The sequence below is a fragment of the Bacillus sp. 2CMS4F genome (assembly GCF_023161785.1).
Classification (GTDB): Bacteria; Bacillota; Bacilli; order Bacillales; family Bacillaceae; genus Bacillus; species Bacillus halotolerans.
Genome location: NZ_JALNTO010000015.1, coordinates 40,810 through 54,664 on the forward strand (window position 1 = coordinate 40,810; position 13,855 = coordinate 54,664).

Genomic DNA, 13,855 nt, shown 5'->3' on the forward strand with positions numbered 1-13,855 from the left:
TGGTACCGAAAAAGTTTTTATAGTACCGAAAGCGAGGTGATTGATTTGGAAAAAAGAATATTGGCGGAAACCATTCGCCTGATCAGACAGAAAGGTTTTTCATTTACAATGAACGATCTGGCGGGAGCGCTTGGAACAAGCAAGCGGACGCTTTATGCGCATTACCCGTCGAAAGATCAGCTTGCGGAGGCCGTCGTGGCGCAGTTTATCGCAGAGATGAAGCAACTGGAAAAAAGCATCTATGAAGATGAGACCCTAGATGCGCTTGAAAAGGTGAAGCAAATGCTGATCGGTCTTCCAAAGGAAATGGAGCTGCTGAACATGGGGTTATTACAAGAGCTGAAGAAATCCCATTACGATGCGTGGCTCAAATTAGACACGTTTATGAAGGAAGAGTGGTCAGTTGTTATTGGATTGTTAAACGAGTGCAGGGAGCAAAAGAAGATCAGAAACATCAACATTGATTTATTGGTTCAAATGTATATAGGCAGCATCAACCAAGTGTATGATCCTGATTATCCGCTCAAACATCAGTACACGACAGGAGAAGTTCTTGAATCAATCGTAGATGTATTATGTAACGGGATAACAGAAAAATGAGGAGGCTGGTGGCGCGTGCAGTGGATGTTTTTATGTTTGGCCATTTTATTTGAAGTTGCCGGAACGGTCAGTATGAAGCTTTCAGCGGGTTTCACGAAGCTTCTGCCGAGTGTGCTATTGATGTTTTTTTATGGCGGGAGTCTTTTCTTTCTGACGCTTACGCTCAAATCTATCGATGTATCTGTTGCTTACGCTGTCTGGTCGGGGATGGGCATTGTCCTGATCACAGTTATCGGGTTTTTGTATTTTCAAGAGAATATAAGTGTCATGAAACTGATTTCAATCGGGCTGATTATTGTCGGTGTTGTGTCTTTAAACCTGATCGATCAAGGGGCGGAGTCTCAAACGGTACATAAAAGTGAGCAGTAACATGAGAGTGATGAAACTGTTCTTTCTCGTGACGGATATCGGTTTTATATTGTACTGGCTGTCTGCCGGCTTTTCATTAATGCCGGAAAGCTGGGCCTTTACACATTATCAAGATCCGTTTATGATCGCCTGGAATTGGTCCTTTTTTCCCTTGGATATCTTAATCTCCATTACTGGTTTGTACAGCTTGTATTTGCAGCGCGTCAAAAGAGCAATATGGAGGCAGATGGCGCTGATTTCTCTTGTGCTGACCTTCTGTTCAGGCCTTCAGGCTTTATCATTCTGGACATTTAGCGGGGATTTTGATCTTGCATGGTGGCTGTTTAATGGATACCTTTTGATTTATCCTTTATTTTTTATTCACAGACTTTTATCTAAGCAGTGCGAGTAGCACTGTTTTTATTTTTTGAAAACACTTTGTTTTCTGAAAAGTAAAACGATATAATATGTAATATATTGCATATTACATGTCAGGAGGATATACGTTGGCGACTCAGAAACAACGGTTGTACGGCTTTTTAATGGTGATTGTCGGAGCTGCTTTTTGGGGATTATCGGGAACGGTTGCCCAGCATTTATTTGAAACGAGTGATGTATCGGTGGAGTGGCTTGTAACGGTGCGTTTACTGTTATCAGGCCTGTTGGTGCTGATTATTGTGTCCGCCGGTAAAAACAGGAGGGCAGTTTGGGGCATATGGAAAGATAAAAAAGCGGCAGTCCAGCTTATTGTTTTCGGGATTGCCGGCATGCTGGGTGTTCAGTATACGTTTTTAGCTTCAATCGGAACCGGAAATGCAGCGGTAGCCACGCTGCTCCAATACTTAGCGCCTGTTCTGATTATGCTGTATTTGCTTCTGACCCGAAAGAATTCATTTCAGTTTTCCGATTTTTTGGGGCTATTATTGGCTTTAGCAGGCACTTTTTTGCTGCTGACGAATGGAAACATCAGCAATTTAACAGTTTCTCCTTTATCTGTTGTATGGGGTCTTCTTTCTGCTGGCGCACTTGCCTTCTATACGCTGTATTCCAGTTCTCTTCTGAAAACATGGGGGTCGGCTCTCGTCATTGGCTGGGGGATGCTGATCGGGGGCGTCGGCATGAGCTTTATTCATCCGCCTTGGGCAGTACAGGCAGAAGGCTGGACGATTTCTGGAATTGTATCGGTCGCTTTTATTGTTATTTTCGGAACGTTATTAGGATTCTGCATGTACCTAGAAAGTTTGAAATATTTATTCCCGCAAGAAGCGAGCATGCTGGGATGCACTGAGCCGGTTGCCGCAGTCGCGTCTTCTATTCTTTGGCTTGGCGTGTCCTTTGGGTTGTTTCAAGCAGCAGGAGCGGCATGCATTTTAGTCATGATTTTTGTCCTTTCACAGAAGAAAAGTGCCGGCAAAACGGCAGCATTAAAAAACCAAACCCATATTCAGAGGTGATGCTTTGTGCCGATACCGTCAAATACCCCGAAGCCGAAACGGCAGACTGCCAAAAAGCTTGCTTTTGAGCAAATTCAAAAATGGATCGTGGAAGGAGTGCTTGTGCCCGGAGAAAAATTGAATGACGATGCGTTGGCCAAAGCGCTTGGCGTCAGCAGAACACCGGTCAGAGAGGCTTTGCAATTATTAGAGATGCAGGGGTTTGTTGAAATGTCTCCGGGGAAAGAAACAAGAATTTCACAGATTGAAAAAAATGATGTCTTCAAAGTCTATCCGCCGATGGCGTCTCTCCAGTCCACCGCTGCCGAATTGGCAATTGAAAACATTCAATCGTTTCATATAGAGCAGCTGACAGCCATCAATCACGAAATGAAAGCGGCAATTGACCGAAACGAAATCTATGAAGTGCTTGGCATTGATAAAGCGTTTCATGATGTGATAATTGAGGCGGCTGATAATGAATATATCCGTAATTTTACCTCTGTTCTTCACATGCATATTCTTCGGCTTGAGTACCTCTTTTTCAAGTCTCCGCAGAATTCTATTGAAGAACATAACCAAATCATTCAGGCATATAAGGAGAAGGACCGAAAAAAGGCGGCTGAGCTGACATACAGCAACTGGATCAAACCAATGCATGACATTGCGAAAAAACTTGTGTAATGAAGGCAGAGAAGATATATCTCTGTCTTTTTTGATGAGAGCATATCCAATGAGAAGATGGTCTGTTTCTGGGCATACTATGGCGAATAAACGGGAAGAGACCAACATCATGTCGTTAAAGAGGGTTATGTAATATGAACAAGTCTTCTGATCAAAATCGAAGAACAGTGCCAAGTGTCGTCAAGGATGCCTTTCGCATTCATGCAGCCCCTTTCCCATGGAAAAAGGCAATCGGGTCAGGCATCGCTTCAGGATTTCCTGTGTTTGTCGGCGCATTGTCGGGACACACGGATTTCGGTTTGACCGCTAGCATCGGCGGCTTTGTTTTTTTATATGCAGGCGGGGAATCGTATACGAAACGTATTCTGAAGCTGCTGTTAGTTTCAATGGGGATCGCCGCATCGTTTGGATTAGGGACGCTTTTGGCAGGGACTTTCTGGAGCATGGCGGCTGTTCTGGGGCTTATCGGGGCAGCTGCAATGTTTATTTTTGGCGCGCTTGGGATACAAGGGCCAGCACCGATGTTTTTTGTCCTTGCCTTTTTGGTGAGCTCGGGTTTGCCGGCAGATCCTTCAGAAGCTCCATTCAGAGCGGGACTGACATTTGCCGGCGGGCTTTTCGCCACAGGAATCGCCTTGATTGGCTGGATCAATAACAGGCATGGACCGGAAAATACAGTACTGAAAAGAACATACCGCCAGCTTGCATCCTGCCTTTCCGATGTCGGAACTCCTGATTTTCATAACGCGCAGCATCAGACCGTGCTGATGCTGAGAACAGCCCGTCAAACGGTGCTCGGCAAAGGGAATAGATGGAGAAAATCGCCTCATGATGAACGTTTTATCCGCTTGCTGGAAAAAGCGGATGATCTCTTTATCTCGATCATTCATTTTTCTGCCGAAACACCAAACGCGGATACGGCGCAGATCGCAAAGGCACTTCGCCAAACTGCCGACATGCTGGGGCAATCTCGTGTTTCCGATGCGTTTCCTATTCAGGAGGATGAAGCGGAGCCAGCCCGGGAGCTGTATGAAGAAATCAACGAGGTGTTGAGTATCGCTTCAGGGCGGAATGATGATCCATCGGACGCGGAGCCAAGCCGTCTGCCATCCTCCTATTACTTTCTGAGAAATGCCTTTGACTGGGAGTCACCTGTTTTGATTCGGGCATTAAAGTATGGGATTGTGCTGTTTGCGGCGGCTTTGTTTGCCAATGCCTTCGGTTTTCACCGTTCTTACTGGATTCCGCTCTCGGCAGCGGCGGTGATGCTGGGTACGACTGTTGTCTTTACGCTGCAAAGAGCCATTCAGCGTTCGGCAGGAACCGTAATAGGCGTGATGCTGGCAGGGGCGATCCTGTTCTTTAAGCCATCCGGCGTGTATATCGCTTTATGTATCACAATGCTTCAATTTCTTCTTGAAATGCTGATTGTCCGCAATTATGCTTTGGCTGTTCCTTTTCTGACCGCAAACGCGCTTGTCATCACAGAAAGCATGCATGGCGGCTTGGGGGCTGGTTATTTTATAGCGGCGAGGCTGACCGATGTGGCTGTCGGCAGCATAATTGGCCTATTGGGAACGATGCTTTTGTGGAGACGTTTTTCAGCAAAACGCTTGCCTGAATACATGAGGGAAGTGATCAGGCTGGAAGGGCAGTTTATGGAGAAACTGTTAGCCGGACAGCAAATAGACGGACATCAGCTTAGAGTGAGCTTAGTCAGGCTTCGGGATGCATATGATAAAGCACTTGGAGATTTTCCAAAAGCGAAAGCGGATACGCTATGGCCGGCGATCTCTGGAGTACAGCACTTAGGTTATTATTTGCTCTCGGCTCAAGCCCATCACCGCCCGTCCTCTCCGGTTTCTGAAGAAGAAATAAACCATTTGAGAGCGTTTTTTGAACAGGCTGAGCAATCAGTACTGATGAAAATGCCGCCCGCTGTTGTAGAAGTGCCGCGTTTTCCGTATTATCCGCGAATCAGCGGGGAGCTCTACACATTGTATACAGGTTTGCGAACAGCTTATGAGAAGTAAGCTGTTCGTACTGGTTTTAAAAAAATCTTTAATTCGAGATATTTTACTTGAAAGTAATTTTTATTGCACCTATAATAAGGTTTAAGAGATAAAGAATAATCATGACGCGCCTGAATGATAATAACGGATGTGTAATTTTAAAATTGAAAGGGCTGGTAAAAATGGCAAAAGTATTGTATATCACTGCTCACCCGCATGATGAAGCGACTTCTTACAGCATGGCAACCGGTAAAGCGTTCATCGAATCATACAAAGAAGCAAATCCAAACGATGAAGTTGTACATATCGACTTGTACAAAGAAAACATTCCTCACATTGATGCTGATGTATTCAGCGGCTGGGGCAAGCTCCAGTCCGGCGATGCACTTTCTGAAAACGAAAAAGCGAAAGTGGGCCGTTTAGGAGAGCTTAGCGATCAATTTGCATTTGCTGATAAATATGTGTTCGTCACGCCATTATGGAACTTCTCATTCCCGCCGGTGATGAAAGCGTACCTTGATTCAGTTGCAGTAGCAGGAAAATCTTTTAAATATACTGAACAAGGTCCTATCGGCTTGTTAACTGATAAAAAAGCGATTCACATTCAAGCGCGCGGCGGCTATTATTCAGAAGGCCCTGCGGCTGAAATGGAAATGGGCCACCGTTACATTGGCATCATGATGAACTTCTTCGGCGTCCCATCCTTCGATGGCATTTTCGTAGAGGGTCATAATGCAGAGCCTGACAAAGCACAGCAAATCAAAGAAGATGCGATTGCCCGCGCAAAAGAAGCAGGAAAAACATTCTAATGAAAAAGCCTCCTCGTATAAAGGGAGGCTTTATTTATTGTTCTAACGAAATGGTCCGTTTCTCTTCACTGCTTTTCACAGCCGCTTCAATGATCCTGATGACATCAATTCCCTCTTCAGCTGTGACAGGCAGCGGCACGCCTTCGCGTATGCTGTCCGCTATTTTGCGGTAATAGGTAAGGTAAGAGCCGTTAACTGATGGAATGGTTTCTGTTTTTTTGTTCTCGCCATGAACAGTTGTCAGCTGACCGTAAGACTCGGGATCATCCGCACCCCAGCTGTCATCCTCCGGTTTTTTCCCGGCTCTGAGGGCATCCTCCTGTCCGTCGATCCCGTATTTGATAAAGCTTGATTGCTGTCCGTGAATTTGATAACGCGGCCCGTTTGCCGGGACGATTGATCCGGCGTATAGAATGGCTTGGAGCTTGCCGTAATCCATTGTCAGATGAAAATAATCAACGGTTTCAGCATGTTCTCTTTGAGCCATGACTTTTGCGGTTACAGCTTTAGGCATTCCGAATAAATGCAGTGCCTGGTCTATGATATGAGAGCCGAGATCATACAGCGTACCAGTGGCAGCCCCTTCTTTTTCCCGCCATTTTGCTTGAACCTCAGGTTTGTATCGGTCATAGGAGACCTGATATGTATTGATATCTTCTAGAGACCCGTCATCAATGAGTTTCTTAATTGTTAAAAAGTCATTATCCCATCGCCTGTTATGGTATACGCTTAACAAGACACCTCGTTCGTCGGCCGCTTTTTTTAATTTCTCCCCTTCTTCAGCAGTGGCTGTCATCGGTTTTTCAATGACGACATGTTTGCCCGCCTGAATGCATGCCAATGCGTGCTCGTAGTGGAGGCCGCTCGGAGTAGTGACGATGACAAGTTCAATTGCCGGATCATTTGTCATCTCCTCAAGCTCATGCACTACTTCGGCATCAGGGAAATCACGCTTCACCTCTTCCGTTCGCGATGTCATCACCTTGCTGATATGATACTCATCCAGAACGGCAAGCAGCGGCGCGTGAAAGACCGAGCCTGACAGTCCGTACCCTAATATCCCTACCTGTATCGTATTCACTTTTCTTCTCCCCTTTTAAAAGTGCTTTGATAAAGGTATATACCCTTATCTTCAAATGGTAAAACCTGCATAGTGAATTTTTTTGCCGCCGCAAGCTTAGACAACGGTTTGGACAATCAGTATAATGGGAATTAATATATGAAACAGAGGTGTGCGCATGGAGAAGCATAATGAACATAAAGCATTAAACCATAAAAGCTCGAAAGAAAAGGATCAAATTACAAACCGATTGAAACGGATAGAAGGCCAGGTCAGAGGCATTCAAAATATGGTGGAAAACGATCGATATTGTGTTGACATTCTTGTGCAGATTTCAGCTGTTCAGGCGGCAATGCAAAAAGTGGCTCTCCACTTGCTTGAAGATCACGCCCATCATTGCGTAGCAGACGCCATCAAAAGCGGAGACGGGGACCAAGCCATTTCTGAGCTATTAGACGTATTTAAAAAATTAGCGAAATAATGATGTTTTATTATTGTAATACCCTACGGGGGTATGGTAGGATGAAAACAGATCGAATAAACAGGAGGAATTCATATGGAACAAAAAACATTGCAAGTTGAAGGCATGTCTTGTCAGCACTGCGTCAAAGCAGTTGAAACGAGTGTGGGAGAGCTTGACGGAGTTAGTGCTGTTCATGTCAATCTTGAAGCGGGGAAAGTTGATGTCACGTTTGATGCCGGCAAAGTGTCAGTCAAAGACATTGCGGATGCGATAGAAGACCAAGGCTATGATGTAGCCAATTGATTCACGGTATCGCGCCTTCATCAAGGCGCGATATTTCTTTCATTTTTATATACCCCCCGGGTGTATATAAAGGAGTGAGTGTATTGAGTGAGGAAAAGGAAATTGCAATGCAAGTATCTGGTATGACTTGTGCGGCGTGTGCCGCCAGAATTGAAAAAGGCCTGAAGCGGATGCCTGGTGTCACGGATGCCAATGTGAATCTGGCGACGGAAACGTCAAATGTCAGCTATGACCCTGCTGAAACAGGAACAGAAGCAATCCAAGAAAAAATAGAAAAACTGGGTTATCACGTCGTAACGGAAAAAGCTGAGTTTGATATCGAGGGCATGACCTGTGCGGCATGCGCCAATCGGATTGAAAAGCGGCTTAGCAAATTAGAGGGCGTTACAAATGCTCCGGTGAACTTTGCTTTAGAAACTGTAACAGTTGAATACAACCCAAAAGAAGCGGCTGTCAGCGATTTTAGAGAAGTCGTTGATAAGCTCGGATATCAACTTAAGCTGAAAGGCGATGAGGATAGCGAAGCCGCTGCTTCCAAAAAGAAAGAAGAACGGCAGCAAACAGCGAGACTGATCTTTTCAGCTATTCTGTCATTTCCTTTGCTGTGGGCGATGGTGAGCCATTTTACATTTACTTCGTTCATTTGGGTGCCGGATTTATTCCTCAATCCGTGGATGCAATTTGCCCTTGCGACCCCGGTGCAGTTTTTGATCGGCTGGCCGTTTTACGTCGGCGCATATAAGGCGCTCAGAAATAAAAGCGCCAATATGGATGTATTGGTTGCACTCGGAACAACGGCTGCTTATGCTTACAGTCTTTATCTTACGATTCGAAGCCTCGGTTCCCATGGGCATACTGACGGCCTTTACTATGAAACAAGCGCGATTTTGCTGACGCTCATTTTGTTAGGAAAGCTGTTTGAAACGAAGGCGAAAGGGCGCTCATCAGATGCCATTAAAAAGCTCATGAAGCTGCAAGCCAAAACAGCGGCGGTTGTAAGAGACGGGCAGGAGCAAATCATCCCGATAGATGAAGTGGCTGTTGGTGATATTGTTCATGTCAAACCAGGCGAACGAATTCCTGTCGATGGAGAGGTGCTGGAAGGCCGCTCTGCTGTAGATGAATCCATGATTACAGGAGAAAGTCTTCCCGTTGACAAATCTCCCAGTGACAGCGTGACAGGAGCGACTGTGAACTCAAACGGTTTCCTGAAAATCAAGGCTGTTAACGTCGGGAAAGAAACAGCGCTTTCTCATATCATCAAAATTGTGGAGGAAGCACAAGGATCAAAAGCGCCGATCCAGCGTCTCGCCGACCAGATCTCCGGCATTTTTGTGCCGATTGTATTGGGGATCGCCGTCCTTACGTTCCTTATTTGGTATCTTTGGGCGTCTCCAGGTGATTTTGCTGAAGCAATCAGCAAGTTTATTGCGGTTCTCGTCATCGCCTGTCCATGTGCACTGGGCCTTGCCACCCCGACAAGCATTATGGCAGGATCCGGACGGGCGGCTGAATTCGGCATTCTTTTTAAAGGCGGAGAGCATTTAGAAAAAACACACCGCCTTGATACCATTGTTCTCGATAAAACCGGAACAGTGACAAACGGAAAGCCAAAGCTGACTGATGCCATTCCGGCCGATGGCTTTGAAGAAACAGAGCTGCTCCGGTTCGCAGCAGCAGCTGAGACGGGATCGGAACACCCGCTCGGCGAAGCGATCGTTGCCGGTGTGAAAGATAAAGGGCTGGAGATACCGAAGCTGACCCATTTTGAAGCGAAAGTAGGCGCTGGTATTTTAGCCGAAGCCGGAGGCAAAACGATTCTCGTCGGCACAAGACGGTTAATGGAGAGCGAACGGATTGAGCATGAGGCTTTTCTTCCTCGGATGGAGGAGCTTGAAGGAGAAGGAAAAACGGTGATGCTCGTGTCCATTGATGGAGCAGCAGCGGGACTTGTAGCGGTTGCCGACACGATAAAAGACACGTCGCGGGAGGCAGTCACCCGTCTGAAAGAGATGGGTCTGGATGTCATCATGATGACCGGGGACAATCGCAGAACGGCAGAAGCGATAGCGAAAGAGGCTGGAATTGACAGCGTCATTGCTGAGGTCCTTCCTGAGCAAAAGGCAGCGGAAATCTCCCGCCTGCAAAAAGAAGGACGCCAGACGGCAATGGTCGGTGATGGAATCAACGATGCACCCGCGCTTGCCACAGCGGATATCGGCATGGCAATTGGAACAGGCACCGACATCGCGATGGAAACAGCGGACATAACGCTCATTCGCGGCGATCTGAACAGTATTGCGGACGCCATCCGTATGAGCAGACTTACCATGAAAAACATTAAACAAAACTTATTCTGGGCGCTTGGCTATAACAGTCTCGGCATTCCAGTCGCGGCCCTTGGATTTTTAGCGCCATGGATAGCGGGAGCGGCAATGGCTTTTAGCTCTGTATCTGTTGTTCTGAATGCGCTGCGTCTGCAAAAAGTAAAATAAAAACCGGTGATTTGCCGGTTTTTATTTTTCATTGACACTTTCTTGGAAAACACCATATAATAGATGTAACTATTATATGAGTATATGCTCATATATGTAATTTTGATACTCACACTCATTCATATGCTTTGATGAGGGAACCCTAAATCGGAAGGTAAGGTGAGACAAATGAAACAAGTGACGCGGGAATATGTTCTGGACGGTTTGGATTGCAGCAACTGCGCACAAAAAATCGAAAATGGCGTCAAAGGCATCAAAGGCGTTGACGGATGCGCGGTTAACTTTGCAGCAAGCACACTGACTGTCTCAGCCGATGGCAAAGAAGAACAATGGGTCACCAATAAGGTCGAGAAAAAAGTAAAATCAATTGATCCTCATGTAACAGTTCGTCCGAAACATAAAAAGAAATCAGCAGATGACGGTTATCGAAAAAGAATGATCAATATGCTGATCAGAATGGCAGCAGCGGTCCTTCTCGGAGCGGCGGCATATTTGATTCATGCCGGCCCAATACTGGAATTTTTACTATTTTTCGCCGCCTACTTGATAATCGGAGGAGACATTGTCGTTCGAGCGGTCAAAAATATCAGCCGCGGACAAGTGTTTGATGAACATTTTTTAATGGCTCTTGCTACAATCGGCGCTTTTTTGATTCAGCAATACCCGGAAGGCGTTGCTGTGATGCTGTTTTATCAAATCGGCGAGCTGTTTCAAGGAGCCGCAGTCAGCCGTTCTAGAAAATCGATCAGTGCATTAATGGATATCAGGCCGGATTACGCCAATATAAAAATAGGAGACGGCATCAAGACCGTTTCTCCGGAGGACGTGCAGACAGGAGATATCATTGTCGTCAACCCGGGAGAAAGCATACCGCTGGACGGAAAGGTTGTGCAGGGATCGGCGTTGGTTGATACATCAGCGCTGACAGGAGAATCTGTACCAAGAAAAGCGGCAGAAGGACAAGAAGTCATGTCCGGCTTTATCAATCAAAACGGCGTTCTGCATATCGAAGTAACAAAAGGCTATCAGGATTCCGCAGTATCCAAAATATTAGATTTGGTTCAAAATGCGAGCAGCCGCAAAGCGCGGACTGAAAACTTTATCACGAAGTTTGCCAAGTATTATACACCGGCTGTCGTCATTATCGCCGCCTTGCTGGCATTTGTCCCGCCGCTGTTTATTCCTGGCGCTTTACTTTCTGATTGGGTGTACCGCGCGCTTATTTTCTTAGTCATTTCATGCCCATGCGCCCTTGTTGTCTCCATTCCGCTCGGTTTCTTCGGCGGAATCGGCGCAGCTTCGAAGGCCGGGGTGCTTGTGAAAGGAAGCAATTACTTAGAAGCCTTACATCAAGTCAAATACGCTGTGTTTGATAAAACAGGCACACTGACAAAAGGCAGCTTTGAAGTGACAGAGATCAAACCTGCGGAAGGTTTTTCAAAGGAGACTTTACTCGAAGCCGCGGCATACGCTGAGCTCCACTCTCAGCACCCGATTGCAGAATCTGTGCGAAAAGCCTATGGGAAGCCGCTTTCCCCGGACACAATTGAGTCATATGAGGAAATATCCGGGCACGGTATTTTCGCAAAGGTGAACGGAAAAGAAATCCTTGCGGGGAACAAGAAGCTGATGGAAAGAGAACAGATTGAGAGCGTCCCGGATGAAAACGCCGGTACAATTGTTCACGTGGCTATTGATCAGCGCTATGCCGGGGCGATCATCATAGCAGATGAAGTAAAGGAAGATGCAAAACAAGCGATCGCAGATTTGAAATCGCTCGGTATCAAACAGACAGTCATGCTGACGGGCGATTCAAAACAGACAGGAGAAACAGTCGGAAAACAGCTCGGCCTCGACGAGGTTTATGCGGAGCTGCTGCCGGAGGATAAAGTGGAGCGGGTAGAAGCATTGGAATCGAAGCTGCTCCCGAATGAAAAACTCATTTTTGTCGGTGACGGAATTAATGACACTCCGGTGCTTGCACGCGCGGATATTGGAGCGGCGATGGGCGGACTCGGATCAGATGCAGCTGTAGAAGCCGCGGATGTTGTGCTGATGACAGATCAGCCGTCAAAAATAGCGGAAGCGATTCGGATTGCAAAACGGACTCGGCGAATCGTGTGGCAAAACATCGGATTTGCTTTAGGTGTTAAGGCCATTTTCCTCTTACTCGGAGCGTTTGGATTTGCGACCATGTGGGAGGCGGTTTTCTCAGATGTCGGTGTTACGCTTCTCGCTGTTGCAAACGCTATGCGCGTGATGCGCCTCAAAATGAGATAATTGTCGGAGAGAATTCACTATTTCGGGCTTTTCTTATAGACGGTTGTCTTGTTAAAATAAAGAAGTGGGTCAATTGAGATCCGCTTCTTTTTTAATTTTAAAACGATGAGGTGTCGGAGTGAAAAAGAAACAGCAGTCTTCTGCGAAATTCGCGGTCATCCTTACGGTTGTCGTTGTTGTCTTGTTAGCAGCAATTGTAATCATTAATAACAAAACGGAGCAAGGCAACGAAGCAGTGTCAGGACAGCCGTCTATCAAAGGCCAGCCTGTGCTTGGCAAAAATGATGCACCGGTAACGGTAGTGGAATTCGGAGATTATAAATGTCCGTCTTGCAAGATGTTTAACAGCGACATTTTCCCTAAAATCCAAAAAGACTTTATTGACAAGGGCGATGTGAAATTTTCTTTCGTGAACGTCATGTTCCATGGAAAAGGCTCAACGTTAGCGGCTCTTGCCTCAGAGGAAGTATGGAAAGAAGATCCTGATTCTTTCTGGGCATTTCATGAAAAGCTGTTTGACAAGCAGCCGGACACAGAACAGGAATGGGTAACGCCGGCGGTTCTCGGTGATATCGCAAAAAGCACGACAAAGGTAAACCCTGATACGCTGAAGGACAATCTTGATAAGGAAACATTTGCTTCTGCAGTGGAAAAGGATTCGGACCTTAATCATAAAATGAACATAAAAGCAACACCTACGATTTATGTTAATGATAAAGTGATCAGTAATTTTTCGAATTATGAAGAAATTAAAGAAACGATAGAAAAAGAGCTGAAAGGGAAGTAAGCGAATGAAAAATAGAATTGTTTTTTTATATGCTTCCTGGGTTGTTGCTCTTATCGCCATGCTGGGCAGCCTGTATTTCAGTGAAATCAGAAAGTTCATCCCGTGTGAACTGTGCTGGTACCAGCGTATTCTCATGTATCCGCTCGTTCTGATTTTAGGAATCGCCACCTTTCAGGGTGACACACGCGTGAAAAAATATGTGCTGCCGATGGCGATTATCGGCGCATTTATTTCGATTATGCATTATCTGGAGCAAAAAGTGCCGGGCTTTAGCGGCATCAAGCCATGTGTAAGCGGTGTGCCTTGCTCAGGCCAATATATTAACTGGTTCGGTTTTGTGACCATTCCGTTTCTGGCCTTGATTGCTTTTATTCTGATCATCATTTTTATGTGCCTCCTCAAAGGCGAAAAATCTGAATAAGAAAAAAGCGCCCGCGGCAGGGCGCTTTTTTTTACGGTATAAATGATAGGCACTGCCAGCGGCAGCCTCATGTTGATCGGGCGTTTACTGTTTTCCCTCTACATTTATCTTTTTTTATCATAAAAATGTTATTGATTTTAAGCTGAAGCGGTTATAAAAT

14 protein-coding genes are annotated in these 13,855 nt (G+C 45.9%); 13 read left to right on the forward strand and 1 reads right to left on the reverse strand.

The features are described 5' to 3' along the window. The first annotated feature begins 45 nt into the window (after positions 1–45). The 7 genes from MTN95_RS18015 (at position 46) to azoRB (ending at position 5,886) form a co-directional block, all read left to right on the forward strand. Positions 46–600 carry a TetR/AcrR family transcriptional regulator gene (locus MTN95_RS18015; RefSeq protein WP_248339468.1) on the forward strand — a complete coding sequence of 185 codons (555 nt, stop codon included), beginning with the start codon at positions 46–48 and terminating at the stop codon, positions 598–600. A gap of 15 nt (positions 601–615) precedes the next feature. After that, positions 616–969 (forward strand): DMT family transporter, encoded by a 354-nt coding sequence (locus MTN95_RS18020; protein ID WP_227598750.1) that lies wholly within the window; start codon positions 616–618, stop codon positions 967–969. Between the two features lies 1 nt (position 970). Further along, positions 971–1,360, forward strand: coding sequence for a YvaD family protein (locus tag MTN95_RS18025; protein WP_185848620.1), 390 nt, complete (start codon positions 971–973; stop codon positions 1,358–1,360). A gap of 94 nt (positions 1,361–1,454) precedes the next feature. After that, complete coding sequence (locus MTN95_RS18030; protein WP_248339471.1) at positions 1,455–2,402, forward strand: EamA family transporter; 948 nt, start codon at positions 1,455–1,457, stop codon at positions 2,400–2,402. Between the two features lie 6 nt (positions 2,403–2,408). Then, the gene (locus tag MTN95_RS21605; protein WP_105953900.1) at positions 2,409–3,065 is read left to right on the forward strand and encodes a GntR family transcriptional regulator; all 657 of its coding nucleotides are present in this window, start codon (positions 2,409–2,411) and stop codon (positions 3,063–3,065) included. A 134-nt stretch (positions 3,066–3,199) separates the two neighbouring features. After that, positions 3,200–5,098 carry an FUSC family protein gene (locus MTN95_RS18040; protein WP_248339473.1) on the forward strand — a complete coding sequence of 633 codons (1,899 nt, stop codon included), beginning with the start codon at positions 3,200–3,202 and terminating at the stop codon, positions 5,096–5,098. Between the two features lie 161 nt (positions 5,099–5,259). Beyond that, a complete protein-coding gene (gene azoRB, locus MTN95_RS18045) occupies positions 5,260–5,886 on the forward strand; it encodes an FMN-dependent NADH-azoreductase (RefSeq protein ID WP_248339482.1) in 627 nt (208 codons plus the stop codon). Between the two features lie 34 nt (positions 5,887–5,920). On the opposite strand, the gene MTN95_RS18050 is transcribed toward azoRB, so the two are convergent. Next, positions 5,921–6,967 carry an oxidoreductase gene (locus MTN95_RS18050; RefSeq protein ID WP_248339484.1) on the reverse strand — a complete coding sequence of 349 codons (1,047 nt, stop codon included), beginning with the start codon at positions 6,965–6,967 and terminating at the stop codon, positions 5,921–5,923. A gap of 157 nt (positions 6,968–7,124) precedes the next feature. On the opposite strand from MTN95_RS18050, the gene csoR reads away from it, so the two are divergent. The 6 genes from csoR to MTN95_RS18080 all read left to right on the forward strand — a co-directional run bounded on the left by csoR (position 7,125) and on the right by MTN95_RS18080 (position 13,695). Then, positions 7,125–7,427 (forward strand): copper-sensing transcriptional repressor CsoR, encoded by a 303-nt coding sequence (gene csoR / locus MTN95_RS18055; protein ID WP_024122845.1) that lies wholly within the window; start codon positions 7,125–7,127, stop codon positions 7,425–7,427. Positions 7,428–7,502: 75 nt separating this feature from the next. Further along, complete coding sequence (gene copZ, locus MTN95_RS18060; RefSeq protein ID WP_024122844.1) at positions 7,503–7,712, forward strand: copper chaperone CopZ; 210 nt, start codon at positions 7,503–7,505, stop codon at positions 7,710–7,712. An 83-nt stretch (positions 7,713–7,795) separates the two neighbouring features. After that, a complete protein-coding gene (gene copA / locus MTN95_RS18065) occupies positions 7,796–10,207 on the forward strand; it encodes a heavy metal translocating P-type ATPase (protein WP_248339501.1) in 2,412 nt (803 codons plus the stop codon). Between the two features lie 168 nt (positions 10,208–10,375). After that, complete coding sequence (locus MTN95_RS18070; RefSeq protein WP_105953896.1) at positions 10,376–12,487, forward strand: heavy metal translocating P-type ATPase; 2,112 nt, start codon at positions 10,376–10,378, stop codon at positions 12,485–12,487. A gap of 118 nt (positions 12,488–12,605) precedes the next feature. Continuing rightward, positions 12,606–13,274 carry a disulfide bond formation protein BdbD gene (gene bdbD / locus MTN95_RS18075; RefSeq protein WP_101859952.1) on the forward strand — a complete coding sequence of 223 codons (669 nt, stop codon included), beginning with the start codon at positions 12,606–12,608 and terminating at the stop codon, positions 13,272–13,274. Positions 13,275–13,278: 4 nt separating this feature from the next. Continuing rightward, positions 13,279–13,695, forward strand: a complete 417-nt coding sequence (locus tag MTN95_RS18080; RefSeq protein WP_024122840.1) for a disulfide oxidoreductase — start codon at positions 13,279–13,281, stop codon at positions 13,693–13,695. The last annotated feature ends 160 nt before the right edge of the window (positions 13,696–13,855 follow it).

Excerpts from the sequence above, each read along its gene's own strand:
- MTN95_RS18070 (WP_105953896.1), top strand. The coding sequence starts at position 10,376 with ATGAAACAAGTGACGCGGGAATATGTTCTGGACGGTTTGGATTGCAGC.
- MTN95_RS18080 (WP_024122840.1), top strand. The coding sequence starts at position 13,279 with ATGAAAAATAGAATTGTTTTTTTATATGCTTCCTGGGTTGTTGCTCTT.
- MTN95_RS18025 (WP_185848620.1), top strand. The coding sequence starts at position 971 with ATGAGAGTGATGAAACTGTTCTTTCTCGTGACGGATATCGGTTTTATA.
- MTN95_RS18040 (WP_248339473.1), top strand. The coding sequence starts at position 3,200 with ATGAACAAGTCTTCTGATCAAAATCGAAGAACAGTGCCAAGTGTCGTC.
- copZ (WP_024122844.1), top strand. The coding sequence starts at position 7,503 with ATGGAACAAAAAACATTGCAAGTTGAAGGCATGTCTTGTCAGCACTGC.
- csoR (WP_024122845.1), top strand. The coding sequence starts at position 7,125 with ATGGAGAAGCATAATGAACATAAAGCATTAAACCATAAAAGCTCGAAA.
- azoRB (WP_248339482.1), top strand. The coding sequence starts at position 5,260 with ATGGCAAAAGTATTGTATATCACTGCTCACCCGCATGATGAAGCGACT.